The sequence below is a fragment of the Glutamicibacter sp. BW77 genome, assembly GCF_002332285.1.
Lineage (GTDB): Bacteria > Actinomycetota > Actinomycetes > Actinomycetales > Micrococcaceae > Glutamicibacter > Glutamicibacter bergerei.
In genome coordinates, this window is record NZ_NRGT01000048.1 from 53,347 (window position 1) to 79,279 (window position 25,933).

A 25,933-nucleotide genomic window follows, 5' to 3' on the forward strand; every position below is an offset into this window, starting at 1 on the left:
GACGGGCGCCGGAAAATGATCCGGCGCCCGTCCAGCCTCAGGTCTTGTCCTAGTGCTTGGCAGCCTTGAGCTCCAAGTTCCGTGTCCAACGCTTCGTCAACGCCTGGATGCAGGCGGCGCTCGCACCGGAGATCACCGCGAATGCCACGACCTTGCCCAGCGTCGCTTGCTGCTGTTTGTCCGGGTTTGCCAGCGACGGAGGCTGCTCGCCGGTGGCCTTTTTCCAGACGCTGCCCACCACTTTGGCACCCAGCCAACCGGTGATCAGCGAGGCGAGGGTTCCGAGCAATTTGACGATGATTTTCATGAGTTTTCCTTCCATAGGTTACTGATGGTCAAAATTTTTAGGGGTGCTCCCAGGTAACTTCGTCGGGAGACTTCTCCGTACGCCAGCCGCGCCACACCGGATGGCGCAGCCGGCCTTCGCGGGTCAACTCGCTGTAGCGCACTTCGGCCACAAATTTCGGGGTGACCCAGTGGGCATCGCGGCGATGATCGGCAGGAATTCCTTGAACTGCCGGGGTCTTGCGGATCACGGTGTCGAGCCGATGACGTGCCGTTGACAATTGCTTGTCGCTGAAACCGGTACCGACGCGTCCCACATAGCGCAATTGTCCATTCTCAGGTACTGCCAGCAGCAGCGAGCCGAGACTGCCGGAGCGTGAACCGTTGCCTTCGCGCCAGCCGATGACCACAACTTCCTGATGCAGTTCATGCTTGAGCTTCAGCCAGCTGCGGCTGCGCTTGCCCATTTCGTACCGGCTATCAGTTTCCTTGGCCATCACGCCTTCAAGGCCCAGCTCGCGGCTCGTTTCCAGCGCAGCGTCCAGGGAGCCGGGATGCGCCTGCGGGATTTTCACATGATTGTCAACGGACACTTGTGCTTGAAGCCGCTGGCGGCGTTCATGATAAGGAAGTCCCGTGAGGTCCTGCATCCGCCCTGACTCCGGATCGGGAAGCGCAATCGCGTCGAAGAGCAGCAGCTGGACGGCAGGTAATTCCTTGGACGCCCGCAGCGACTTGCGGCTAGCGGAAAGCCGTTGCTGCAGCAAGGAGAAATCCGGACGGCCGGCAGAATTGAGGGCTACTATCTCGCCGTCGAGAATGGATCCGGCAGGTGCCAAACGGGTCAGCTGCGCCAGCTCGGGGAAATGAGCACTCAGATCTTTTCCATTGCGGCTGGACAGGAAGACGCTGTCCTCACCCACGGTGGCCAGCGCCCGGTAACCATCCCATTTCATTTCAAAGCTCCAACCTGTGGCTGCGCCCAGCTCATTGGGTTCCCCGATGCTCGCCAGCATCGGGGCGGGCGAAAAATCCTTGCCCAGGTCTGCTGGCTTACGTCTGGCGGTTTCTTCGGCACGGACCGAACGTGGCGGCGCTACGCGGGTACCGGGCTCCGGTTGCTCACGCATCAGCTGCAGCAGCCAGTTCTTCTTCTCGCCGATACCCTGCGCGCGCACGAGCGCAAAGCGGCGGGGGACCCCGCCCAGCCCGCCGTCTTCGCGCCCGTGAAGGACCGCGATGACTTCCTTGTCTTCGCACCATTTTTCTATGACGCAGCTGCCAGCATCCCAGATGCTCACCTCTCCGGCACCGTATTCTCCCTTGGGAATGCTGCCTTCAAAACTTCCGTAAGACAGGGGGTGGTCCTCGGTCATGACGGCCAGTCGCCGGATGCCTTCGGCCAATGGCGGACCCTTGGGAACTGCCCAGGAGACCAGCACACCGTCGTGTTCCAAGCGGAAGTCCCAATGCAGGCGGCGTGCGTGGTGTTCTTGAATCACAAATGCCTTGGCGGCATCGCCAGATTCCGCTAGCCGGTCTTCAAATTCGGGCACGGGTTCCGGAGTCCGCTGCGCGTCGCGCTTGGACCGGTAGGTCTCCAGCCTGTCGGTTGCCCGCGGGGCCAAGGTACCCAATGGCGCCAGCGGTTCGAGCCCGGCATCCACGCGTTCAAGGACTTCGCGGAAATCCAGCTGCGCCAGCTTGGGATCCGCAATTTCCTCCCACGTGCGCGGGGCTGCGACCGTCGGATGCAACCTGCCGCGCAGCGAGTAGGGGCAGATGGTAGTTTTCGCTGCGTTGTTCTGGCTCCAGTCCACCAGGACCTTGTTCTCGCGCAGCGAGCGTTTCATGCTGGACACCACCAGATCCGGATGTTCGCGCTGCAATGAGAGCGCCAGCTCCTTGGCGACCGCCGAGATCTGCTCGGAGGTGTGCGTTCCATCCAGTGCGGCATACAGGTGGATGCCTTTGGAACCGGAAGTGACCGGATAGCATTCCATGTTCATGCCTTCCAGGATCTCCCGGCAGAGCAGCGCCACCTGGGCGCACTGGGCCAATCCCGCCCCGGGTCCGGGGTCCAAGTCCAAGACCAGCCGGTCGGGGTTCTGCGGTTGCAGTGAGCTGTCAAATTTCCACTGCGGGACATGCACTTCCAAGGCGGCGACCTGGCCCAGCCACGCTAGTACGGCCGGTTCGTTGACCAGCGGGTAAACACTCACACCGCTCCTGTGGGTGATGCTGGCCGTGGGGATCCAGCTTGGGGCGGAATCTTCCAGATCCTTGCGGAAGAACACAGCACCGGGAGAGGTTTCGGTGCCTACGCCATCTACCCAGCGTTTGCGGGTTGCCGGACGCCACATGGCATGGGGAATCAGGCTGGTCGCCACCCGGGCATAATAATCGAGCACTTCGCCCTTGGTGGTTCCGGTACTTGGGTACATGACCTTGTCCAAGCTGCTCACCTTCAAGGTTCGCCCCTGGACCGATACTGTTTGCCCGTTCTTGCCCATCTGCCGCTCCTTTGCCTACCCAGCCCAATGTGCCTTAGCCAGAGCCCATATTCCAGTATTCCTAGGAAGCTTTGTGTTTTGATCTGGAGCAATGCGCAAAACCTGGCAAAACCGCGCAGCCGTTGCCATGGCCGCAGGCTATCTGGTTCACTCGACCCATGAGGGCTATCTGGACAGGATCCATTGCATTCGGACTCGTAAACGTCCCGGTCAAGGCTTATGGGGCAACGAGCGACCACGATATCGACCTGCATCAGGTCCACGAGAAAGACGGAGGGCGGATCCGCTATCAACGGCGCTGCGAAATCTGCGGGGAGAAAGTCTCCTACAAGGACATCGACAAGGCCTATGACGATGGCGAGCAAACCGTGGTGCTAACCGATGAAGAGATGGATGCCCTGCCGGCGGAGAAGAGCAGAGAAATCGAAGTGGTCCAATTTGTTCCGGCCGCACAAATTGATCCGCTGACTCTGGAGCGCAGCTACTATCTGGAAGCCGATTCGAAATCCCCGAAGGCCTATGAACTGCTGCGGCGCACCTTGGAAGACACGGAGAAAACCGCGATCGTCAGGTTTGCGCTACGCCAGAAAACACGCTTGGGCGTGCTGCGCGTGCGCGACAAAGTGCTGGTGCTGCAGGCCATGATGTGGGCTGATGAAATCCGGGCCGCCGACTTTGCAGTGCCGGAAACATCGCCTCGGATCAGTGCCCAAGAACTGAAAATGTCTGCCTCGCTGGTTGAGCAGTTCAGCGCCGACTTCACCCCGGAAGATTTCGAGGATGACTATCAGGTGCAGCTGCGCACGCTGATCGAGGCGAAGCTCGCCGAGGGCGAGGCACTGGACACCGATGCAACGTTCGGCCAGCAAGAATCCGGCGAGGATTCCGGGGGAGAGGTCATCGATCTGATGGAAGCACTTAAACGCAGCATCGACTCGAAGTCTTCGAAAAGCAGCCAGGCGAAACCGGCCAAGGAAAAACCGGCCAAGGAAAAAGCAGCCAAGGCCAAGCCGGCGAAAAAATCTCCGGCCAAGAAGTCCACGTCCGCCAAGACGGGCAGTTCCACGGCAAAGAAAACCGAGAAGGCCCCAACGACTCAAAAGAAGAAGAAGGCCTCCTCGGCAACGGACAAACGCAAAGAAGCCTAAGGGGTCATGACCACCTTGATGCATTTGTCGTGTTTCTTCTGGAAGGTCTCGTACATCTGCGGACCCTGTTCCAAGGAGACCTGATGGGTCACCAGATCATCGAGACCCAGCGGATCCTTCGGGTCCTCGGTGAAAGGCATGAGCGTTTCGGTCCACGAGCGCACATTGCACTGGCCTTGGCGCAACTGGATTTGCTTGTCGAACATTTCCAGCATAGGCATCGGAGTAGCCGCGCCTGAATAGACGCCGCTGAGCGAGACCGTCCCGCCGCGGCGAACCGCCGAGATCGCTGCATGGAGCACCACGGTACGGTCCACCGACATGTTCTCCATGGCTTTCTGCGCAACGACATCCGGCAGCAGCCCGGTGGCTGACTGCAGCAACGCCGCGCCGGGGGAGCCATGGGCTTCCATGCCAACCGCATCCAACACGGCATCCGGACCGCGTCCGGTGATTCCGCGCAGCTCACCGACGGTGTCCTTGGCAAAGTCCAGCGTCTTGATGCCATGGCGCGAGGCCATGGTGCGGCGTTCGGCTACCGGATCAATGCCGATGACCTCATACCCCAGATGCGTGCCAATGCGCGCGGCGAGCTGCCCCACCGGACCCAGGCCGAAGACGGCCAAGGTGCCGCCGTCGGGAACATTGGCGTACTGCACGCCCTGCCATGCGGTGGGCAGAATGTCCGAGAGGAAAAGGTAGCGGTGGTCCGGCAGCTCGTGGCCGACCTTGATGGCACCGTAATCGGCATGCGGGACACGCAGGAATTCGGCTTGGCCACCGGGCACCCGGCCATAGAGCTCGGAGTATCCGAAGAATGCAGCGCCCTTGCCGAACTCGCGTACCTGAGTGGTTTCGCACTGGGACTGCAAGCCGCGCTGGCACATCCAGCAATGCCCGCAGGAAATATTGAAGGGAATGACTACGCGGTCCCCGGCCTTGAGGCCGGTGACCTCGTTGCCTACTTCCTCGACGATTCCCATGGCTTCATGGCCCAGTACATCACCGGAATGCATGTAAGGTCCAAGCAACTCGTAGAGGTGGAGATCCGAACCGCAGATGGCGGTCGAGGTGATGCGCACCAGCGCATCTTTGGGGTCCTGGATCCGTGCATCCGGAACCTCGGTGTAGGAAACGCTGCGTTTGCCCTGCCACGTCAGTGCTTTCATATGTCTGCCTCCTAAAACTTCATGGGAAAGTTATTCGGTTTCGTATTGGTCCTTGGTTGAGGGATCCAGATCAGGATCAGCGCCGATAGCCGGCTCTTGATCAGCAGGCAGGCCCGCTCCGGCGTCCGAGGACTCTTCTTCACCGACTCCTGGCTTGTCCGGGGCGTCGAACCGGTCCTTGATTTCCTCGAATTTTTCTTTTGCCTTATCCATGAACGACATGTTTTGTCCTTATCTTGAGAAGGGGCGTGCGCAAGCGCGCTAGCCGCTGGATATCACCGACACTTCCAGAGCTCGCGCACTGGCACAAGAGTGAACGCGTTGGCATTACCTGTGAATTTCAAAGTCCGGAATTTCGGGGTTTTTTGGCCGGTTTTGGCCTTTGAATCTGCGAACTTGCTGGAAGTCTTTGGCTTGAGCCGGGCCGAATCTCTAGGGTGTTGCTCAGCGCGCCCTAGCGCTCAAGCAATTCGGAGGTGCGCCATGGACAAGACCGAGACTGATACACGCACAGTGGGTCTGCTTGCAGATCCCGGCATCGCGCAATCGCTGGCGAACCGGGTGGCCAGCAGACTGGAAACGGTGCTGAATGAAAAATATGAAGACGGGACTCGATGGGTGATCGAGGTCGATCCGGTGTCGCTGCCCATGAACGAATCTGGCCAGGTGATTGTCAATAAGCACGTGGCCAGGTTGCGCGAGAAGTACGGTTGGGAATTCGTGATCTACCTGACCGACGTGCCGCAATATGAGCGAGGTCAGCCCGTGCGCTCTATTATCAACGAGGCACACGGCGCCGCCACCTTGGTGCTGCCCAGCATGGGGGTGCCGCGGCGGCGTGCGGTAGTCAGATTTTTTGTGCAGGCCTTGCATGAGCTGGCCGGCGGAGGAAAGCCGCCGACCCGGCCTACCTCGCTGGGCCGGGTGTTAAGTGTTCAAGTGCGTATCGAGGACTCCGCTGACTCGGGGGACCACTATGACAGCATTGAGGGCTTGCGCGGACGGGTGCTGCTCGTTGTTGGCATGATCCTCAGCAACCGGCCGTGGCGCTTAGTGCCGCGGCTTTCCTCGGCGTTGGCGGGCGCGGCAGCCACCGGAGCATTCGGTGTGTTCTATACGAGCATCTGGTCCATGGCCGATTACCTCAGCTTCAGGCGACTGGTGCTGATTACGGTGGTGAGCATCTTGGTGCTCACCACTTGGCTGCTGTTCCACAACCGCTTGTGGGAGCGCCCCAAAGGGGCACGGCGGCGGGAGAAACTGCTGCTTTACAATATCGCCACGGTGTTCACGGTCGCGTTGGCGGCCGCGGCCATGTACGCCCTATTGTTCATCGCATTACTGGTCGGTTCGCTCGTGGTCATTGATCAGGCATTCTTATCTTTTGAACTGGGTCATGAAGCAACTATGAGCGAATACCTGAACCTCGCGTGGCTGGCGGCTTCTCTAGGCACCTTGGGCGGCGCTATCGGTTCAAGCTTTGATGAGGTCAAGTCGGTGCAGCGCGCTACCTTCAGCCACCGCGAATTCGAGCGGCGGAATATCGAGTTTGGGTCCTCCGACGCTGAAGAGCCCTGAGTCTTTACGGGAAAATACCAGCGTCTTGGAGGCGAGCAACAGGAATCTGGCAATCTCCTTAGTGTCCGTGCAGCGAGAAAATCGGGGGCGTAGCCTCGTATCTTGAAAGCGGGACGAAAGAATAACCCAGCAGGGCCCACACAGGCAGGAGGCAATCGCATGCCTAATCAGATCCTTCATCTTTCCTTGACCAAAGATCAGCTCGCCGACTTGGTGAACGCACTGGAAGACTATCGTGATGATTTCCGCACCAAGGCGGCGGACGCTACGCGGGGATTCGGGTTGGACAAGGCTTACTGGGACTCCCGGGTGGCGGAGGTCCAGCTGGTTCTGGAACTGGTGTCAGTTTCTGGCAGGCTCAATAGGCATTAGCCGCCGCAGACGACGGCTAATGCCTATTAAGCAGAGGCAGATGCCGCTTAGCTTTCTCCCGAAATTTTGGCCTGTTCAGGCTGAGGGAAAGAATGCGCCTCGTAGTCAAAGACCGGAATAGTGTGGGCCACCGCGCTGTACTTCCAGTACTTCACGCGGAACATCGACATACCTGCACGCTCTGCCTGCTCGAACAGGTTGTTGATCGCGTGATCTTGTCGGCACGGTTCGACCACCATCAGGGCTGGCGACGGCTCGGAAATATGCAGAAATCTCAAGTCATCGGTGCTCGGCTCAGTCATAGCCACGAGCACAGGCCCCTGATGCACTGAAACCAGCCCCATGACATCATCCAGCTTTTCTGACGGCTGCGTCATGATCACAGGCATTCCCGGCTTCCAGCCGAATGCCGCGAGATGTTCTCTTCCTTTTCTTGATCCCAGCAACTGTGCGACACGATGCGCGGTCTGGGACCTGACTAGCCGGCCTGGCATGTGAACTACCCTCCACTTCTAGACGATACTTCCAAAAATACTTGAGCAGTGCTGCGCACGCTCCGGTTCACCGAGGCAGGACATGTGCCTGCAAAGGGAATCAACAGGAGCATGGCAAGAAATTATCACTTGCGACGCAAAATTTCTGACTCAGTTCCCGAATTCTCAGGTAATTTTCAGGTTGTATCGCAACTAGTCAGCAGTGCGTTCAGTCCCAGAATAGTTTCGAGCTCGAATGATCCTGGGTATTCACTGGCCGAAGTGCTCGCGAGCCAAATCCAGCACCGCTTTGTCGCCGCCTGATAACCACGCCGAACGCTGGCGCGGGGTCCCGGTGCCGTTTTCCTGCCACTTGGCCACCGCGGCCTGCACCCGGCTTTCATCCCCATTGGCCCGCAGGGCGCCGGAGGCATAGTCCAGCAGCGTTCCTACGTGATCCATGGCTGGGACATTTTCACCCGTACTAGCCTCAAGCAGCTTGCCCCGCAGCCCAGATCTGGCTGCCTGCCAGAGGGCAAGCTGGAGCGCCTCGGAAGAAGCTGTCGGCGGCACCGGCGGGTGATCGAGCACAGTATCCACCACCGCGCGGACTAGAACCGCCAGCGCCACAGCTTCACCGCTGGTCATCTGCACATCGCTGGCCCGGATTTCAATCGTGGGGAACTTCTCCGAGAGCCGTGCGCTCCAGCCGATATGCCCCGCGTCCAGCAGCGATTCCGAGCCAAGCAGCAGTTGTTGATGGCTTCGATAACTCGCGGCATCAGGAAAATGAGGCGGAATCCCATTGATGGACCAGCGCCGATACTGGATGGTGCGCCACGAGGCGAAGCCGGTATCCTGCCCGCGCCAAAACGGGGAATTGCTGCTCATCGCGATCAGTGCCGGCAGCCAGGGCCGAAGCCCATTGAGCGCGCGCACCCCGGATTGGAGATCCGGGATGCCGATATGGATATGCATTCCGCTGAGGTAGTGCTCGGCGGCCAGTCCCGGAACCAGTTGCTGGACCAAATCGTAGCGCCTGGCGTCCGTGATCCGTGCCGGCTGGGCAGGCAAGGCCGGTGGCGTACCCAGCGCCGCGGGAAAGACCCCGATCTGCTGGCACCGTGCCTGCAGCAGCTGCCTGGTGGCACGCAATTGCTCCACAGCCAGCTCGGCATCCTGGAAGACTGCCGTCGCGATCTCGATTTGCGCCGCCAGGAACTCGGTCTGCACATTGCCCGGATGCACCTGCGTATTAAGTTCGAGCAGCTGTGTGGATTCTTCCGGGTTCAGTGGGGCCAAGCTGTAGGTGTGCGCGTCAAAGAGGAAAAATTCCTCCTCGATGCCAAAAGTTCTGGACACTATGCGCCTTCGTTCCGGGGGACGGGCAATTGAGGTGCCGGCGTCGCTGCAGCGCGCAACTTAGCTGTTCTTCTCGAAGTCATTGAGCTTGTGCGAACCATCGCAGTACGGCTTGATCGCCGAGGCTCCGCACCGGCACAGGGCAACGGTGCCGCGGGTGCGCGGGACGGGTTGGCCCGCGGCATCAAGAATCTCAAAATCTCCGCGCACCAGCAACGGTCCGCGCGGGCAGACCACAATGCTTGCCTCCGGCTCGGACGCACTCATCTGGACAGCTCCCCGGCGCGCAGCGAGCTGCGCCCTTGGTCCCAAGCATCCATTTGCCAGCGGCCGAGCAGCTCGTCCATGAAGCACACCGCGCGGGCTCCGAAGAACACGGCTGGGCCAAGCTGCGGATCGGCTTCAATCAGCCCGCCGGCCAGATCGCGGCCGGCGATCTGTTCATGGACCGCGTCGGCCTCCACATGCTCGTCGAAATATTCGGTCACCTCGGTGCCGAACCCCAGACGGCGCAGCCCCCGCGCATAGCGCGAACTGGGAATCGATGAAGTCATTTCGTAAATGGCCAGGTGTCCTGCAATGGCGCCGCGCAGCCGGCGGTGCAAACCGAAGAGCGACATCATGTTAACCGAAGCCAAGGTGATCGCCGGAATGGCGTTGATGTATGCGCCGAAGCCAGTGTCAAGGCCGAGCCCCGCCATGGTCTGGGCGAAGAGTTCGCTATGCATTTTGCCCGGCCGCCCACTGCCGTACTCGTCGAATTGGATCTCCACCAGAGCGGACTTGCCCCGGCCAGTGAGCCGGGGGATGGCCCAGGTATGCGGGTCCGCTTCTTTCAACTGGTAAATGGACTTCTGGATGAGGAACTGCTGCACCTGCTCGATGCTGGCGTGACGCGAGACGAAGTCGGCGACTGAGCGGCCTTGCGAGGAATTTGCCAGCTCGAAGAGCTCCATCGCGACTTCCTCGGCCGTGCCGGGAACTTTCGTGATACTGCCGACGGCTTCGCGCAGCCGGGATTCAAAGGCGGCTTCCAGCCGGGCACGGAACGCGAGCAATCCCGGATGCCACTCCCACCGGTCGCTGACCTCATCGAAGCCTGCATAGTGCAATTCGTACAGGGCAAAAAGACACAGCTGCAGGTCTTCGTCATAGAGGATATCGGTATCTGGCAATGCCAGCGTGGCTGCCTCATTGAGTCCCTGCAAATCAGGTGAGAGATCGTCCTGTCCGAGGATTTCGAACAGCAGGGCGCTAGCCGGTCCGCGGTGCGCTGGAAGTTTCATGGGTCCATTCCTCACGTGCTACAGGGATTGTTGGAACACAGCCTAGAACAATGTGCCATCACCGTTTGATTCCTCCCACCGGCTCCCGGAATTCTCTCAGCTTCGCCTCAGGTCTCTGAGTGCCTGGTGCGCCGCATGCCAGCCGGCCATGCCATGCACCCCGCCGCCGGGCGGGGTGGAGGAAGAACACAGATACAGCCCCGGCACACCCAAACGATAAGGCGATAGCGACGCGGTAGGACGCACAAACTGCTGCAGGCCGCTCAGCGATCCACCGCCGATATCCCCGCCCACCAGATTCGGATTCCATGCTTCAAGCTGTGCCGGACTGGTTTCTGCCCGGCGCAGGATCCGGTCCTTGAATCCCGGTGCGAAGCGTTGAATCTGCGCATCGATCAGTTCTCCCGCGTTGCCGGTATACCCTTGCGGCACGTGTGCGTAAGACCAGATCACCTGCTGCCCGGCAGGGGCTCGGGTTTCATCGGCAGAGGAGGGCTGAACCACCATCACGAAGGGGCGCTGCGGCATGCGTCCGGCCGCTACTTCGCGTTCAGCTTGGGCTAGTTCTCCAGCCTCACCGACCACGTGAACCGTCCCCGCATTGGCCGTGCGCGGGTCACTCCACGGCACCGGGCCATCGAGCAGGTAGTCAACCTTGTACACTGCCGTGCCATAGCGCCAGCGTTCGAGCTGCTTGCGGTAGTGCGCAGGCAATCGGGATCCGGCAATATCCAGTAATTGGCGCGGGGTGACGTCCAGGAAGGTCAGCTCCGCCGGTGGCAGCTGGGCAATATCGGTGATGTGCGTGCCGGTATGGATCTGCACATCCAGTGCCTGGAGGACCTTGAGCAGGGCTTCGATAATGCTGCCGGTCCCGCCGCGGGCCACCGGCCAGCCCCACGACTGGCCCAATGCGCCAAAAAGCGCTCCGAAGCCGGAGGTAAAGGGATGCTCGAGTGGCAGCATGGAGTGCGCACTGGAGCCGGCAAACAGCGCCTTGGCCTCGCGTGTACGAAATGCTGCGGCACCAAGCAGCCTGGCTGGTGGCAGCGAGCGCAATCCGAAGCGCGCCATGAGCACCGGGTGCGGTGGAATGCCCAGCAGCGGACTGGTCGCATTATCCAGGGTGTCGTGCGGGCGGGCGATCAGCGGTGCATGAAGTGCCTGCCACGCGCGCGAGTCCTTTGGGAATTGCTTGACGGTCTCGGACAGGTCCTGATGCAGAAGCACCGAATCGGCGCCATCAAGCGGGTGGGCCAGCGGGTAGTCGTGGAATTTCCATTCCAGACCCTGCCCGGTCAGGTTGAAGTGCCTGAAGGCAGGGGATCCGAAGGCGAAAGGGTGGGCGGCGGCACCCAGATCCACCACGATGCCATCACCTAAGGTGTTGCCTGAGGCGGCAGCGCCTCCGGGTTTGGCGTTGCGCTCGAAGACTTGCACCTCAAAGCCTTGTTCGGCAAGCACCGCCGCGGCGACCAGACCGTTGGGTCCGGCGCCGACGATATTAGCCCTGCGCGTCATTTGCCTCCTCCAGCGCTGCCCTCCGTGGGTTCGGGGGCGAAGCGGTCCTCCCAGGTTTCATCGCTGAGCAAAACCAATTGGCTGATCTGGGACACTGCACGTTGCTCCAAGTCTTCCAGCAGCGCCCGGTCCAGCCGGGGTTCTTCGCCAACCATCAATTGCAGCGTCTGCCACATGCGCAACTTGGCATTAAGCAGCCCGGTGAGCACGTCCAGCTGAACCTGCGCTGCCGAGATCTTGCGCTGCCTGAAGGGGTTGAACGGGTTGACCATTCCGGCAAGTTTCGCCACCGGAGCGGCGACTTGCGCCAGGGGTCCGCGGCTGAAACCTAAGCGGTCCATGAGCGATTCCAGATCCTGCTGATCTTTTTCGACTTGCTTCCACAAGGAGTTGAAGCGCTCCTCATGCGCGGTTCCGGCCCAGGTATCTTTCGCCGCTTCAAAATGATTGAGCCCGGATTCGGAGCCCAGCAGATGCTGGCTTAGGTACCTGTGCAGTTTTTCCTGGTCGATTAGGTGGTGCGCCATCACGGTGTTCCTTCGCTCAGTGGGGCAGCTTGCGGCTGGCTGGTAGGTCGTACGCTATGTTGCTTGCCGGATTATTCCAAGGCCTCGCCTCGATTGCCCGGTAATTCCCATAATTCTGGGAGCCTGGTCGTGCCGGTGGCTAGGAACTGGGGAACGGCTGGGATTTGAGCAACGCGGCGAGGTGCGCACTATTGCGCGTTGAAATATCGGTGGCGTTGGCGGTGACCTCGGGAGTCTGCTCGAGATCCTGGAAATCGGTGGTGTGCATCGCCTCGCCAACCCAATAGGTGGAGCCCTGCGCAGCGATGCTGAAGCCGACGTCGCTTAGTCCTTGGGACAAGTCCGCAATCACGTGGTGAGCCCCATCCTCATTGCCCACCACCGCCATCATTGCGACCTTGTCGAACAGTATCGGGCGTCCCTGGCTGTCCGTTTCGGAGAGTTCTGCATCGAGGCGTTCCAGCACCTTTTGGGCGACACTCGAAGGGTGGCCAACCCAGATCGGGGTGGCCAGCACCAGAATGTCCGCCGCCAAGATCTTTTCCCGGATTCCGGGCCAGTCATCACCCTCGCCCATGTCTTTGAGTACGCCGGGCATGACGTTGTAGTCTACAACCCGCAGAATCTCGGGTTGGACGCCGTGTTCCGAGAGCTTCTGTCCTACCTGCTGTGCCAGCAAGTCGCTGCTGGATTTTTTAGGAGAAGGTGACAAGGTGCAGACAAGGATCAGTGCTTTCAGGCTGTTCGAATTCATGAGAATCAATTCCTAAGGTCGGTGGATTCTTGCGTGGAGGTTCGCCGCGTGCTTTCACCGGCCATCGGTCGGGGCAGCTCGATGATCGATTCCCGCGGTGATCCGGTCGATTTCTTCCCGGGCGTCAGTGAACTGCTCAACCTTTTGCCACAGTTGCGGATGCGCCCGGTGCACCTCGGCGAGGCTGGTGCCGTCGGTTGCCAGTTTGGACAGGTCGAAGCTGACGTTGGTGCGCGCGCCGGTGACTGCGGCGCGCAGAGCCCCCAGCCCCACCGCCACGTCGGCGATCAGTGACGGATTGCCGTGTTCGGCAAGCCATGCCAGATCCGCGATGGCCGTGATAGCCAATTCACCTAGCGCGGCCGAAGCCTCAGCGGCCTGAACCGAGGCGGCTTCAACGGCCTGCTGCCTGCCGGGACCGGGCTCCATGCCAAACGCTGCCCCGAATGTGTTGGTAGCTGCCGCATCCTGGTCACCGAGTTCCAAGGCCTTGCTTTTGAGCTGTTGCGCCCGGGAATCGATCGAAGACAGCGCGTCTTGCTGGTTCTGATCGTCCGCGGTGGTGTATCCGCACACCATGGAGGTCAGCGAGGCCGCGATGGCCAGCATGATTCCGGAGGCCGCCCCGCCACCCGGAGCCCCGTCGGATATCGCCAGCGCATTGATCCAGCTGGCAATGGTGGAGTTCGCTGTCGAGGCGGTTTCGGTATTATCCATGGCTCGGGATCACCGGCGGATTATTCGCCATGTCCTTGGTCCTGGCTCATCGAACCTTCACCGGGCGGAGTTTCTCCGGGCGGAACGCCTCCACCGGGTTCCAACCCGGTGATCTTCTGCTCCACCGGATCAGGGTTGGAGCTTGCCGCAGCGTCTTCGTCTTCGGTGTTGGATTCAGGATTCGGGGACTTGTGAAGGTCAGGGGTGGTCATTGAATTCATCCTTGCAGCTAATGGATCTGGACATTGTGGCTGGTGCTTGGGACGCAGCAGCTCCTACGGGGTGGATTTGCCGCCGTTGACGTTCAGGGTTTCGCCGACCACGTAGCTCGATTCGGCCGAGGCCAGGAATACGTAGGCGGGAGCCAACTCGACCGGCTGTCCGGCACGTCCCAGAGGGACGTTGTGGCCGAACTTGGGCAGTTTGTCTTTCGGCTGGCCATCTGAAACCTGCAGGGGTGTCCAGATCGGTCCGGGTGCTACGCCATTGACCCGGATGCCGCGCGGAGCCAACTGGACCGCGAGTCCTTTGGTGAATGCGTTAATTGCAGCCTTGGTCGAGGCATAGTCCAGCAATGTCGGCGAAGGATCGTAGGCCTGCACGGAGGTCGTGTTGATGATGCTTGCGCCGTCGGGTAAATGCTTGAGCGCCGCGCGCGTGATGGTGTACATCGCCAGGATATTGATCTGGAACGTTTCCATAACCTGCTTATCGCTGAGATCTTCCAGCTTTTCAATCGCAATTTGCTTGCCTGCGTTGTTGACCAAAATATCCAGTCCACCAAGTTTTTCGGCAACCATATCGGCCAGTGAATTGCGGTAATCTTCATCGAGCAGATCGCCGGGCAATCCAATGCCCACACGTCCTTCGGCTTCGATCAAGGAAATGATCTTCGCGGCATCTTCCGCCTCGGCTGGAAGGTAGGCGATGGCAACGTCGGCTCCCTCACGGGCAAAGGCGATGGCCACTGCGGCGCCGATACCCGAATCACCACCGGTGATCAAAGCCTTGCGGCCCTTGAGCCGGCCGGTGCCGACGTAGGAGGTTTCACCATGGTCTGCGGTCGGTTCAAGTTTTGCGTCTAGCCCGGGTTCAGGCTGATCCTGCTTGGGCGGTGAAATCTTCGGGTGGCGGGTTACCGGGTTATCCAGCGAAAGCTGTGCCTCGTTACCTTGGGAAGCGGATTCGGGCGTAGTCATCAGAGATCCTCCTACTCGTGCGCGGAACTGCTCGAATCTCTCACGCTAGGACACATGAGAGCAGGTCTCAAGGCATTGGCAAGACTCACGGAGAACGTTCGGGAAACGGGTTTGATCCGTGTCCGCGGTACGGCGCACTTGCATGATTAAGAGGGCATAAACCCCAGGTTTTCAGGGGGATGGCTAACCTGGCGAATCCAAATGTTCTCGCACTACCTTTTTCAGCTGCTGATCGTTGAGCAAACGGAAGTGGCCCATGGTGGGCAGCCTGACATTGCTTACGCTCCAATGCCACCTCGTGCAGACCGCCATCTGCCATATCTTTCGAGACGTTATCGGACCGGGTGCTAGGTCGCCCCGGTTGTTGGGCAAGGCTGAGACCCGAAGCATCCGATGTCCTGACTGCTTCACCTAGCCTGCGATGAGAATCATGAACCACCAGCTTTCCCGGATGCCATAACGCAGAACAACATGCCCGGCATGCGCATCGGTAGTCGCGCTCAATTGCTTAGCCAACTTCCACGGGAGCAGAGCGCGCAATTGCCTAGTATTGGCATAGTCGCAGTTCACCAGTCATACAAATGCTTGCTCTGCGCACATCAAGGCACATATCAACACGATCTGATTTTGGGTTGACTGGCGCTGCTTCTCATCTTACATTTTGTATCCGATCGGTGTCATAATGTTTATATGAAGATCATTGATTCAGCGCAAGCTCTTGGCCAGGCTATTCGCGGCGCGCGTATCGCGCTCGGACTAACTCAGCAAGCTCTGGCCGAATCTAACGGACTGTCGCGGAAGTTCATCGGAGAGCTCGAATCGGGTAAGGGTTCGATTGAGCTTGGTTCGGCGCTCAAGGTCGCGAAATCGTTGGGAATAATCTGGGGAGCTCCCGATCCAACCCCGCAGATGGTTTTAGACAAAGCTGCCCGCGACATTGCCGAGGAGCTGTCCGCCGGTGATCGAGAATTCGCCTTGAGACTGGCTATGGACGCACTCAAATACCTGAAAACGATGAAGCCAGAGCGTCTGAAGAAACCTCGGCCCACTGGCAGCGAGCAATTCGACGCTCTGCTCGCTGCAGGTGCACGGCTCGTGATAGAAGGAAGCTCACCACATATGCCGCGCTGGGGCAAAAAGCTATCCGCTGCCTGGTTCCCTGGCAGTGACACCCGGAACATGGGGGAGGCGTTCCGTCGCCTGACCATAAAACGTACGCCCAAGATATTTGCTGATTTCAACATTTACATTAAAGACAATTCCTTGGAAATCACATGAGCCGGGAGCTGACATTAGACGAGATTAAAAGCCTCTTGAGGGAGCTCAGTTCCAGGCTCGAGAGCGCTGGACACAATGCAACCTTTCGACTTGTCGGGGGAGCCGCCATGGCTCTGTCTGGTAGGGATCGGCGCGTAACGCAGGATATCGATGCATCCTATTCATCGGCTGCTGATGTGGAACGGGTTGTCCACCAGATTGCTGGTGAGCGAGACTTGGACCGAGACTGGTTGAACTCTTCCGCCCAAGCATTCATCCCGGTCGGAGCCAGCTGGGTTAAGGTCAGCCTCGGTGAAGGACACAATGCATATATTGCCTCTCCGGAAACCCTGCTGGCGATGAAGCTCAATTCGGCGCGAGAGCGCGACATAGAGGACCTCAGCTTCTTAGTTGCCAAGATGGGCATTGAGGATCCTGTTGAGGCTGCAAAGATCGCCGATGATCTGTATGGTGACGACGATATTGCCTATTCACCGCTCAGCCGTGAAGACGCCCAGATCGTGGCTTCAGAAGCTATAGGGCGGGCGCGACAAAAACGACTCTAGACAGGATCTGTCAGGACGCAGCCTCCAAGAACCGGCCCCGTCCTTGTGCTTGGTATTTGACTTCACGAGGCCTTCCTTATATTCATTGGTGGTGAAGGGGCTATAGCAATAAGCCAGTTCTATTTGATCTAGGCCTGTGCGCTCAAGCCACGGGGAACTCTGCGAGAAACACTTCGGGATTCAGGAATTCCACGCCGTGGCGCGCTTCGCGATCTGCCAGCACCTACGCAACAGCAAGATCGTAGTCCACTGCGACATTCTTCTTCATTAGGAGTCAGCTATTCCCAAACAACCCGGAGCTGCGACATAAAAGATTGAGGTAGCTCTACGCGGGGCCCGTCGAACTGAGATGCTCGCACACTGCCTGCTTGAGCCGCTGATCATTGAGCAAACGGAAGTGGCCCATGGTTTCGAGTTTGATATTAGTGGCGCCTGCGAGCTCGCTACCGCCGGGAATATGCGGATCGAAGCGGCTGAAGATGGAAATGATCCGCGCATTCACGCTCAAGTTAGCCGCCAGTTTCAGTACCCCGGTGTCATTGGGGGATAGTGCCCGCAAGCTGCGAATCGGCGCGTACCGGGCATAACTTGATCCAGAAAATGGGGTGCTAATCGCGATCATCCGGTTGACCCGGTACCCCTGGGTGGAGGCCGCCATCAAGTGTTTGCCAATGAGACCGCCTTTGCTGTGCGCCACGAGCACCACCTCCTGCAGGTCCGCCTTCGCCAGATACTGAGCGACGACTTCGGACATCGCCGGTACCGTACCTCGGTTGTAGCCCAGGGCCGGAACCACATGCACTCGATGTCCTGCCTGATGCAAATCCCGGGCCAGCGGAAGCATGAACTGCCAGCTTTCCCAGATACCCGGAACAAGAACAATCTGCTCAACCTGCGCATCGCTACTCGTGGGCAACTGCTTTGCAAGCTTCGAAGGCAGCAGCGCACGCAACTGCCAAGCGCCGGCATATAAGTAGTCAAGCAGCCACGCGAAAGCCTGCTCGCCGCGCTGCAGCATGCTTTTCACCTTCTACTCCTACCGTGGTTGTCGGGGCGGAATCACTGTGAGCTGGCAACCGATGCCGATTGAGTCTCAGACCAAACAAGCCTTGCGAGCACATCTGGCAATTTTATTGTGGCACGCACAACGCCGGGGGCTGAGAGGCATGCCGGTATTCCCAGTTTGCTTTGGAAACGAGAACCAAAGCACAGTGATCTTCGAAGAAAATCCAGGTGTTGGTGTGGGAGCGGTTAGTCGCTGGCCCGATTGTTGATATTCTTATAAGTCGAGTCCTGTGCGGTTTTTTGATACGCACCATACGACCTATCGAAAGAAGTGCCCGGCACGTGTTTAATTCACTTTCCGATCGCCTGACAGCTACCTTCAAGAACCTGCGTGGCAAGGGTCGCCTCACCGAGGCAGACATTGACGGTACAGCCCGCGAAATTCGTCGCGCCCTGCTGGATGCCGACGTCGCAGTACCGGTGGTTCGCGCCTTCGTAGCCCAGGTGAAAGAACGCGCACTGGGCCTTGAAGTATCCGAGTCGCTGAACCCGGGCCAGCAGGTAGTCAAGATCGTCAACGAGGAACTCGTTGGCATCCTCGGTGGGGAAACCCGCCGACTAAACCTGGCAAAGAACCCTCCGACGGTAATCATGCTCGCCGGCCTGCAGGGTGCTGGTAAGACCACTCTTGCCGGTAAGCTCGCAAAGCACCTGAAGGCCGAGGGTCACACCCCTTTGCTGGTGGCCTGTGACCTGCAGCGCCCCAACGCGGTTAAGCAGCTACAGATCAACGGTGAACGCGCTGGCGTTCCCGTCTACGCACCGCACCCGGGTGTCTCTTCAGAATTTGATACCGCCACCGGTGACCCGGTATCCGTAGCCCGTGACGGTATCGCCGAAGCCAAAGCAAAGCTCCATGACATTGTCATCGTGGATACCGCCGGTCGACTCGGTGTAGACACCGAGATGATGAATCAGGCTGCGAACATTCGCGCCGCCATCAACCCAGATGAAGTCCTCTTTGTTATTGATGCAATGATCGGTCAGGACGCGGTTAATACCGCGCTGGCCTTCCAAGAGGGCGTCAACTTCACCGGTGTAGTCCTGTCCAAGCTTGATGGTGATGCACGTGGTGGCGCCGCCCTGTCGGTAGCCTCGATCACCGGCAAACCGGTGATGTTCGCCTCCACCGGTGAGAACTTAGACGACTTCGAGATCTTCCACCCGGACCGTATGGCTTCACGCATCCTGGACATGGGCGACGTGATGACGCTCATCGAACAGGCTGAGAAGAACTGGGACAAGGGCGAAGCCGAGCGGATGGCGAAGAAGTTCGCTGACCAGGAAGACTTCACCCTGGACGACTTCCTCGCCCAGATGGCCCAGATCAAGAAGATGGGCTCCATGAAGAAGCTGCTGGGCATGATGCCCGGTTCGCAGATCTCCCGTCAGCAGCTAGAACAGTTCGACGAGCGCCAGATTGACCGGGTTGAGGCCATCGTCCGCTCGATGACCCAGCACGAGCGTGTGGCACCAAAGATCATCAACGGTTCGCGCCGTGCGCGTATTGCCAAGGGTTCCGGTGTTGCGGTTTCCGAGGTCAACCAGATGCTCGAACGCTTCACCGAAGCGCAGAAGATGATGAAGAAGATGGCCGCCGGCGGCGGCATGCCAGGTATGCCAGGTTCCGGCAAGGGTGCCGCTCGTAAGGCGAAAGCCAAGGGCAAGGGCAAGAAGCAGCAGCAGAAGTTCGGTAACCCAGCTAAGGCCGCACAGGCCGAGCTTGAGGCGAAGAACAAGAAAACTACCGCACCAGCCGGAGCCGCTTTTGGTCAGGGCGCGCAGGAGGACTTTGATCCTTCGAGCTTGAACCTGCCAGCAGGTTTTGAGAAGTACCTGGGTAAGTAGAAAACTTACGGCCACAACAGTGACCGCACACCGCGCCTTGAGAGCTGGAAAGAGTTCTTAAGGCGCGGTTTTTGCTTTCTACCCGAAGACTATCCACACATAAATCAGACCAGCAATGCCAAGTGTGGTGGAGTTGCCAAAGACCATCACTGGCTATTTGACCCAGATTCTGCGGCCTAGTTCAGAGAACTTTGCACAAGTACCTCGTCGAAAACTAAGCATGGATGAGGCTATGCAACATCGCAGGGTCTCGTCTGCCCGGGTCGCGATTTTCAGGCAGGTTTCTGTGGGTCCAGAGCAGGGATTGATGACAAAAGACAGCCGACGAACAGGACACGGATAGTGTTGCTTTCACGTGGCTGGACTGACGCGAGCTGATGGTCTAGCGTCTGAATCATGTCCAAGGCTGAGACCACTGCAAAAAAACAGAATCCACTACTGGTGCTGGGAAAAATCAGTGCCATACTGGATTCATTTTCACTGAGACAGCCAGTGATGACCCTGTCCGATATTCGGCAGTCCACCCAGCTACCGGTCTCAACCGTGCAACGCCTTGTGGCGAACCTTGTTGAACAGGGTTTTCTGGATCGTGACGGTGACGGGTACCGAATCGGCATGAAAATGGCCTACTGGGCCGCGCCGGCCACACGAGGTAAAGAAGTACTCGATGTCATCAGTCCATCGCTGCCAGAACTCCGCGATTTCACTGGCGAAACTACCTGCTTGTTCCGTGCCGAACAGCAGTACCGGGTGTGCGTGGGGATTGCCGAAACTCGCCATGCGCTGAGGCGCGAAATGCATTTAGGTGCATTGGCGCCATTACATGCCGGATCGGCTGGGCGAGTGCTCTTGGCCTGGAAACCCGGACTAATGCAGAGCTTGGTTGCTTCATCCTTAGAATCCCTCACTGAATCCACGATTACGGGAATGGCAGAACTCAAGTCAGCCGTGGATCAAACGCGTGCTGATGGATTTGCCATCACCACGGGGGAGCGTGAAAGTGGCGCGTCAGGGCTTTCTGCGCCCGTGTTTGATTCGGCGGCTGGGCTAGTTGCGGCGGTGACAATCAGCGGACCTACATTACGTATGACACGCCAGGTATGTGAAAGCTGGATTGAGCCGCTACTGGAAACCGCGGAACGGATGACGCGGCTGATCGGTGGGCGTTTTCCGGGAGAAACCCACAGACCGGCCGCGTGACTCTAGCCATGGAGAAGCTAGTTGCTGCCCACCGCGTACTCGGTGATTGCACTGATGCTAGCTACGTTGCCGCTGGTGCGGCACTATCTTAACTAACTTTCTGCCCAAACGCCTTCCCGAAAGGCATCACTACCGAGCCCAGAGGTTTGGCTCGTATTATGAGATCGTTTCGGAAGGGATAACCCATTCGAAAGCTTCTGCCTTAGAGCGGGCTCCCTGGGCAGACTTCGAACGGTTCGGTTCACCCAGCTCACCGAGCAAGGATGCGGACAGCTCAACGAGACCGGCAAAGTTCGTCGGTGTTAGCCAACTAGGCTGAGTCGCAAAAAGGATATCTTCGCTGGAGGTATTGCCGCTGGCGCCGGGGGCAAACGGGCATCCACCTAGACCGCCGAGGGCACCATCCACCAAGGTGGCTCCGGCGGAGATAGCCGCCAGAGTATTGGCAACCCCTAAGCCCCACGTATCGTGGCCATGAAAGACGATGCGTCGTGTTGGAGAAGTTTCGCGTACTTGCGAAATGAGTGAGGAAACCTGTGCCGGTACGGCCTGGCCCAGTGTGTCGCAGATGACGATGTCGCAGGTGCCTTTGGCACGTGGATCATTGGCAATTTCTAAAACGCGCTCCGGCGAAACTTGGCCCTCAAAAGGGCATGTAAAAGACGTGGCGAGACACAGCTGGATCCTGCCGCCGGCTTCTTGCGCATAGCGAATAGCTTCCGGGAGGGCATCCAGGCTGGCTTCGGTACTGCGCCCAATGTTCGCCTGGTTATGCGCTTCGGATACCGATAGACAATATTGGAAATTTCGGATCCCAGCCTTGACAGCCTTGGCGACATGCCCCGGAGTCGCGACCCAGATCCAGCAGCGTTCCAGCTCTTCTGGAGTCAGCCCCTGGGCAACTTCAAGGGTGTTTGCCATCGTCGGGACCAAATCAGCACGTGCCATGGAGCCAAGTTCGATTTCCTTGACGCCGAGTCGAATCAATTCTCGTACGGTGCGGATTTTAGTTTCGGTGGAAAGCATTTTTCCTGTGAGCTGCAACCCATCACGCAAGGTGACGTCACGCAGGGCGGCAACAGGGGTAAATGAGTAGCTCATGAGACCGTCCTTTCGGATGCAGTGGCCGCATCGATTTCAGATTTATCCATCCCCAGCAATTGGCCGAGAATCTGTTCGGTGTGTTCGCCAAGATCGGGGCCCAGGGACCTGATGGGCAGTGAGGCACCTCCGATGACCGGAACGATTCCAGGGAATCCGACGTTCTCCAGTATTTCCTCGCCGGTGGACACATCAAATTTCTGGATCATGTTGCGGGCCGTGTATTGCGGCTCGGTGGCGATATCTTCAGCGGTATATATCGGACCCGCAGGAACCCCTGCAGCATCAAGAATTTCCAAAGCATCGGCTGAAGTAAGGGTAGCGCTCCACGCTCCGATAGCAGTGTCCAGCATTTCGCGGGCTTCCCAACGTTGAGCATTACTCTGCAGGTTCGGATCGATACCCAGCTCTGGGCGACCAATAGCCTCCATATAGCGTCGGTAGATGGCGTCACCATTGCCGGCCACAACAATGCTGGTGCCATCTGCGCAGACGTACGCGTTTGATGGAGCAATGCCTTCCATACGTCCGCCGGTGCGGGTCCGTGATTCCCCGTAGGCACTTTGGTCAGGTACCAGTGACTCCATCATGGAAAACATTGCCTCGTGCAGTGCGACATCGATAATTCTATGATCCAGTGCCAGCGTTGCTTGATCTCCGCGTGTGATTTCCCGTTGATAGAGCGCCATCACAGCGCCGAAGGCAGCGTACAAACCGGCAATTGAATCTCCGATAGATACGCCTACCCTCACGGGTGCGCGGTCGGGGTCTCCCACTAGATTACGGAATCCACTGAACGCTTCGGCGACGGCTGCAAAACCTGGTCGTTGAGACATTGGCCCGGTCTGGCCGAATGCCGAAATTCGGGTAATAATCAGCTCAGGGTTGGCTGCGTTGAGTACTTCAGGCCCCAACCCCCACCTTTCGAGGGTTCCGGGTCGGAAGTTTTCCAGCAAGATGTCGCACTCCTTGACCAGCGCGAGAATTGCGGCTCGGCCGGCTTCGCTACGCAGGTCTAGGACAACAGACTTTTTATTGCGGTTGATGGTTCGGTAGAGCATGGAGACGCTACCCTTTTTTAGCCTCCAGTTGCGCAGTTCATCTCCGGTGCCGGGGCGCTCGATCTTGATGACTTCGGCACCAAAATCGGCTAGTAGCCTTCCTGCGGTCGGTGCAGCAATGTAGTTTCCCAGTTCAAGGACCCGCACGCCGCGAAGCGGAGCGATTTGTTCTTCTTCCATGATTTGTTCTTCCTTATGCTCTGCTACTAGATAAAGATGTTGAGGATCATGACCATGCCCAGGGCCACGATGGACGCTACCGAGACTCCGACGCTGACCGTCTTCAGTGCCCCTCGCACTGTCTGCCCGAACAGGGATTGCAATAACCAGAAGGTGTTTGAGGTGACATGGACCATGAACAGTGCCCCGGAGCCGGCAGCCAGAGCGATTAGTACCGGGTCGATTCCCAGCGTTGGGGCAATGGGAGCAAGTAGGCCGGCCGCCGTGATCCCGGAGAGGGTTACGGAACCAACGGCAATGTGCAGCAAGGCAGCAATGCCCCAGACAACGACCAGCGGGGCGACGGTGCTGGCCGAGAAGAACCCGCCAAGAATGTCACCGAGCCCTGCAGTGGATACGGTGGCTGCTAGTGACCCGCCAACACCGGTCAGCAACAGAATCTGCCCGCTTTCTTTGAACCCGCTGGCGATACCGCGATCCACGCCCTTCTGGCCTACGGCAGAACGTGCAACCAAGATGGTCCCGATTAAACCGATGAGCAACGCGACGACGGGATTACCGATGAGCATGATCCAGCCTGCTTCGTAGCCCAGCATCTCGGACATGGCTCCACCTGCGATCAGCACGAGCGAAGTCAGCAACGGGACAAAGAGGAGAAATAGTGGGGTTTCGCGTTGCTGCTGCGTCTGCACGTTGACGGCTGCCGGCGCGGTACCGTTTGTGCCGGTGCTGACTTTGTCGTCTTGCCCAGCGGCCTCTAACTTCCGGGCGCCGGTGCCGGTTTCATCGCCGAGGACCAATTGCTCATCACTTTCGGCTTTCCAGAAGCCGCGGCTGAAGAAGAAGGACATGATGGCGACGGAGATCAGTACCGTAGGAACCACGACGAGAAACCCGAATATCATCATCTTGCCAAATGGCACGCCGAGCAGTCCGGCTAGCGCTACAGCACCGACGCCAGGGACCATGAGCACGATGCCAACTTCGCCGGCGATGGCCATAGCGGTCGCGATGCGAGCGGTACCGTGCTGCCCGATCTTGGGAGCAATCCGACGGGCCAGCGGAGCGGAGATGACCAACAGTACATCCAAGAAGATGGTTTGCAGCGCGGTACTCACCGCAAGTGCCATCGTGTATGGCAAGCGTTTGGGTCCGAAGGTCTTAAGTAGGTGTTCAACGAGTCGACTGATAGCCCCCGTCTCGTTGAGAATTGAACCCATCAGCACGCCGAAAGCCACGAGCAGCCCAACTTCGACCATGATGTCGCCGAAACCTTGGGTAATGGTTTCAATGGTCTTGGTGACTCCCAAGCCGGTGGATAGGCCCAGATAAATGGAGCCGATGATCAAGGCGATGACGGGGTTCACCTTAAATCTCACGATCAGCAGCACTGCTGCCAGTACTGCCACCGCCGTATTTATCAGTATCGCGGTATCAGACATGCTTGATCCGTTCTTAGGGGAGTGCGAGAAGTAGTGACGACCGCCACATTCTAGTAACCCATCTTATGAGTTACTACTCACAATGCAAACAACGTTTCAGTGGTGCTCGAATTCGTGACGGACCTTGAATTGCGGGCATCATGCACGGATGAACGCGACCGGTAAGCTGCGCGAGGTGAGCGGAAGTGGCGTATTTTCACAAGTAGCGGACGGCACCTTTGCGCTAGATCCTCGTCGGCAGGTAGGGGCCCGATGGAATGTCGCGAACTCTTCTAGGGCTTGCCGCTGAGTGGTTCTTTTACGAAATCACCCACGCCGTATCGCGGAAACCCATTGGCTGTTGTTCAGGGAGCGAAAGGGTTGAGCGAGGGCGAAATACAGCGCTTCGCAAAATGGACAAACCTGGCCGAAGCTACTTTTCTGCAACGGCCAACAGATCCTGCGGCCGATTACCGGGTACGGTTTTTCACCGCTTCCCAGGAGTTGCCGTTCGCAGGGCATCCCGCCCTGAGAACTGCCTTCGCGGCGCCACCTTTAACCCGCTATGAATCGGTTGATGAGCCGTTGGTTCAGCAAATTGCTCAGGCCATAGGCGCAGCCCGGGAGGGCATCATTGACAGCTCGTGGCTAGTCAACGGTCCACAGTGGATTGGCGTTAGATTATCTACCGCGCAAGAAGTGCTGGCATTAAACCCGGACACGGTATGGGAGGGCCGGGCGACTGGGTGCCTGAATGCCGGGTGAGCGCGGTGAATGATTGATTCTCAGATCGCCGGTCAGCACTACCTCGCCGCGCAAGGTACTGCTATCGGGTACGAGGGCCGGGTGCATATCGACGTTGAAGAAGGAATCATCTGAGTTGGCGGGAACGTCAAAAGCTGCGTTAACGACGAAGTGCAGCTCTAGTTAGGACCGGCACTAGGTATGCAGAATAACGCAGCAGCGTTTAGGGTCTGGGAAGTACGGTTCACTATATTGCGCCAGTGGCCGAACTATGGAGAATTTTTCAGAGCTAGCCTAAGGTAGACCTTAAGGGGTACTCTCCCCACATTTGGAAGTGCTGAGCATTTCCGGCAAGGACGGCACATTATGTCGAACAAGTCACCACGCAAAAGCGACGCGAAGAAACCTGGCAAGTCCATCAAGGAAAAGCGTGCAGAGAAGAAGCTGAAGCATGCAGAGACCGTGACTGATCCGGTTCGCAAGTCAGCTAAGTAAAAACTATCTACATTAGTCAACACCCTCACCGGTAGTTGATGCCGATCGAGCCCCTGTCCGCAGCGTTAGACGCCGGATGGGGGCTCGGTCG

General features: G+C 58.6%; 27 protein-coding genes. 9 read left to right on the forward strand and 18 right to left on the reverse strand.

Translation table 11 applies throughout. The features are described from left to right. Positions 1–49: 49 nt before the first annotated feature. Positions 50–307, reverse strand: a complete 258-nt coding sequence (locus tag CIK74_RS06565) for a DUF4235 domain-containing protein (RefSeq protein WP_096254981.1) — start codon at positions 305–307, stop codon at positions 50–52. Between the two features lie 37 nt (positions 308–344). After that, complete coding sequence (locus CIK74_RS06570) at positions 345–2,798, reverse strand: ATP-dependent DNA ligase (protein ID WP_096254982.1); 2,454 nt, start codon at positions 2,796–2,798, stop codon at positions 345–347. A 158-nt stretch (positions 2,799–2,956) separates the two neighbouring features. On the opposite strand from CIK74_RS06570, the gene CIK74_RS06575 reads away from it, so the two are divergent. Continuing rightward, a complete protein-coding gene (locus tag CIK74_RS06575) occupies positions 2,957–3,946 on the forward strand; it encodes a Ku protein (RefSeq protein ID WP_096255057.1) in 990 nt (329 codons plus the stop codon). Here the strand turns inward: CIK74_RS06575 and CIK74_RS06580 are convergent. Together CIK74_RS06580 and CIK74_RS06585 are read right to left on the reverse strand one after the other, a co-directional pair. Next, positions 3,943–5,115 carry an alcohol dehydrogenase catalytic domain-containing protein gene (locus CIK74_RS06580; protein ID WP_096254983.1) on the reverse strand — a complete coding sequence of 391 codons (1,173 nt, stop codon included), beginning with the start codon at positions 5,113–5,115 and terminating at the stop codon, positions 3,943–3,945. The genes CIK74_RS06575 and CIK74_RS06580 overlap by 4 nt on opposite strands. A gap of 30 nt (positions 5,116–5,145) precedes the next feature. Further along, complete coding sequence (locus tag CIK74_RS06585) at positions 5,146–5,337, reverse strand: hypothetical protein (RefSeq protein WP_096254984.1); 192 nt, start codon at positions 5,335–5,337, stop codon at positions 5,146–5,148. A gap of 261 nt (positions 5,338–5,598) precedes the next feature. Between CIK74_RS06585 and CIK74_RS06590 the strand changes: the two genes are divergently transcribed. Together CIK74_RS06590 and CIK74_RS06595 are read left to right on the forward strand one after the other, a co-directional pair. Further along, positions 5,599–6,693 carry a hypothetical protein gene (locus CIK74_RS06590; RefSeq protein WP_096254985.1) on the forward strand — a complete coding sequence of 365 codons (1,095 nt, stop codon included), beginning with the start codon at positions 5,599–5,601 and terminating at the stop codon, positions 6,691–6,693. Between the two features lie 159 nt (positions 6,694–6,852). Next, positions 6,853–7,065: a hypothetical protein gene (locus tag CIK74_RS06595; RefSeq protein WP_096254986.1), complete on the forward strand. Its 213-nt coding sequence runs from the start codon at positions 6,853–6,855 to the stop codon at positions 7,063–7,065. A gap of 47 nt (positions 7,066–7,112) precedes the next feature. On the opposite strand, the gene CIK74_RS06600 is transcribed toward CIK74_RS06595, so the two are convergent. The 10 genes from CIK74_RS06600 to CIK74_RS06645 form a co-directional block, all read right to left on the reverse strand. Further along, positions 7,113–7,442: a hypothetical protein gene (locus CIK74_RS06600; RefSeq protein WP_240520479.1), complete on the reverse strand. Its 330-nt coding sequence runs from the start codon at positions 7,440–7,442 to the stop codon at positions 7,113–7,115. 366 nt (positions 7,443–7,808) lie between these two features. Next, complete coding sequence (locus CIK74_RS06605; protein WP_170947778.1) at positions 7,809–8,900, reverse strand: YbdK family carboxylate-amine ligase; 1,092 nt, start codon at positions 8,898–8,900, stop codon at positions 7,809–7,811. Between the two features lie 60 nt (positions 8,901–8,960). After that, complete coding sequence (locus CIK74_RS06610) at positions 8,961–9,167, reverse strand: CDGSH iron-sulfur domain-containing protein (protein WP_096254989.1); 207 nt, start codon at positions 9,165–9,167, stop codon at positions 8,961–8,963. Then, on the reverse strand, positions 9,164–10,186 hold the full coding sequence (locus CIK74_RS06615) for an iron-containing redox enzyme family protein (RefSeq protein ID WP_096254990.1): 1,023 nt from the start codon (positions 10,184–10,186) through the stop codon (positions 9,164–9,166). Before CIK74_RS06615 ends, CIK74_RS06610 begins: the two co-directional genes overlap by 4 nt. Positions 10,187–10,282: 96 nt before the next feature. Beyond that, a complete protein-coding gene (locus CIK74_RS06620) occupies positions 10,283–11,707 on the reverse strand; it encodes an NAD(P)/FAD-dependent oxidoreductase (protein WP_096254991.1) in 1,425 nt (474 codons plus the stop codon). Beyond that, positions 11,704–12,234, reverse strand: coding sequence for a hypothetical protein (locus tag CIK74_RS06625; protein ID WP_096254992.1), 531 nt, complete (start codon positions 12,232–12,234; stop codon positions 11,704–11,706). The genes CIK74_RS06620 and CIK74_RS06625 overlap by 4 nt, the downstream gene beginning before the upstream one ends. 139 nt (positions 12,235–12,373) lie before the next feature. Next, positions 12,374–12,988 carry an NAD(P)H-dependent oxidoreductase gene (locus CIK74_RS06630; protein WP_096254993.1) on the reverse strand — a complete coding sequence of 205 codons (615 nt, stop codon included), beginning with the start codon at positions 12,986–12,988 and terminating at the stop codon, positions 12,374–12,376. A gap of 54 nt (positions 12,989–13,042) precedes the next feature. After that, positions 13,043–13,705, reverse strand: coding sequence for a cyclodeaminase/cyclohydrolase family protein (locus CIK74_RS06635; RefSeq protein WP_096254994.1), 663 nt, complete (start codon positions 13,703–13,705; stop codon positions 13,043–13,045). A gap of 20 nt (positions 13,706–13,725) precedes the next feature. Further along, positions 13,726–13,917, reverse strand: coding sequence for a DUF6480 family protein (locus CIK74_RS06640; protein WP_229677094.1), 192 nt, complete (start codon positions 13,915–13,917; stop codon positions 13,726–13,728). Between the two features lie 63 nt (positions 13,918–13,980). Further along, positions 13,981–14,904, reverse strand: a complete 924-nt coding sequence (locus CIK74_RS06645) for an SDR family oxidoreductase (protein WP_096254996.1) — start codon at positions 14,902–14,904, stop codon at positions 13,981–13,983. Between the two features lie 690 nt (positions 14,905–15,594). On the opposite strand from CIK74_RS06645, the gene CIK74_RS06650 reads away from it, so the two are divergent. Both CIK74_RS06650 and CIK74_RS06655 read left to right on the forward strand, forming a co-directional pair. Next, positions 15,595–16,182, forward strand: coding sequence for a helix-turn-helix domain-containing protein (locus CIK74_RS06650; RefSeq protein ID WP_096254997.1), 588 nt, complete (start codon positions 15,595–15,597; stop codon positions 16,180–16,182). Beyond that, complete coding sequence (locus CIK74_RS06655; RefSeq protein ID WP_096254998.1) at positions 16,179–16,727, forward strand: DUF6036 family nucleotidyltransferase; 549 nt, start codon at positions 16,179–16,181, stop codon at positions 16,725–16,727. Before CIK74_RS06650 ends, CIK74_RS06655 begins: the two co-directional genes overlap by 4 nt. 325 nt (positions 16,728–17,052) lie before the next feature. Here the strand turns inward: CIK74_RS06655 and CIK74_RS06660 are convergent, their stop codons facing one another. Then, complete coding sequence (locus CIK74_RS06660; RefSeq protein ID WP_240520481.1) at positions 17,053–17,745, reverse strand: alpha/beta fold hydrolase; 693 nt, start codon at positions 17,743–17,745, stop codon at positions 17,053–17,055. A 329-nt stretch (positions 17,746–18,074) separates the two neighbouring features. On the opposite strand from CIK74_RS06660, the gene ffh reads away from it, so the two are divergent. Both ffh and CIK74_RS06670 read left to right on the forward strand, forming a co-directional pair. Further along, positions 18,075–19,640, forward strand: coding sequence for a signal recognition particle protein (gene ffh, locus CIK74_RS06665; protein WP_096254999.1), 1,566 nt, complete (start codon positions 18,075–18,077; stop codon positions 19,638–19,640). A 396-nt stretch (positions 19,641–20,036) separates the two neighbouring features. Then, on the forward strand, positions 20,037–20,840 hold the full coding sequence (locus CIK74_RS06670) for an IclR family transcriptional regulator (protein ID WP_096255000.1): 804 nt from the start codon (positions 20,037–20,039) through the stop codon (positions 20,838–20,840). A 156-nt stretch (positions 20,841–20,996) separates the two neighbouring features. Here the strand turns inward: CIK74_RS06670 and CIK74_RS06675 are convergent, their stop codons facing one another. From CIK74_RS06675 to CIK74_RS06685, 3 genes are read right to left on the reverse strand one after another with little or no spacing between them, the layout of a single operon-like run. Continuing rightward, a complete protein-coding gene (locus tag CIK74_RS06675) occupies positions 20,997–21,941 on the reverse strand; it encodes a hydroxymethylglutaryl-CoA lyase (RefSeq protein ID WP_096255001.1) in 945 nt (314 codons plus the stop codon). Next, positions 21,938–23,182: a CaiB/BaiF CoA-transferase family protein gene (locus CIK74_RS06680; protein ID WP_096255002.1), complete on the reverse strand. Its 1,245-nt coding sequence runs from the start codon at positions 23,180–23,182 to the stop codon at positions 21,938–21,940. The genes CIK74_RS06675 and CIK74_RS06680 overlap by 4 nt, the downstream gene beginning before the upstream one ends. A gap of 26 nt (positions 23,183–23,208) precedes the next feature. After that, entirely contained in the window at positions 23,209–24,624 is a 1,416-nt protein-coding gene (locus CIK74_RS06685; RefSeq protein WP_096255003.1) for an SLC13 family permease, read from the reverse strand. Between the two features lie 279 nt (positions 24,625–24,903). Between CIK74_RS06685 and CIK74_RS06690 the strand changes: the two genes are divergently transcribed. After that, positions 24,904–25,368, forward strand: a complete 465-nt coding sequence (locus CIK74_RS06690) for a PhzF family phenazine biosynthesis isomerase (RefSeq protein ID WP_343251921.1) — start codon at positions 24,904–24,906, stop codon at positions 25,366–25,368. Positions 25,369–25,713: 345 nt separating this feature from the next. Then, positions 25,714–25,842, forward strand: coding sequence for a hypothetical protein (locus CIK74_RS19140; protein WP_256382679.1), 129 nt, complete (start codon positions 25,714–25,716; stop codon positions 25,840–25,842). The last annotated feature ends 91 nt before the right edge of the window (positions 25,843–25,933 follow it).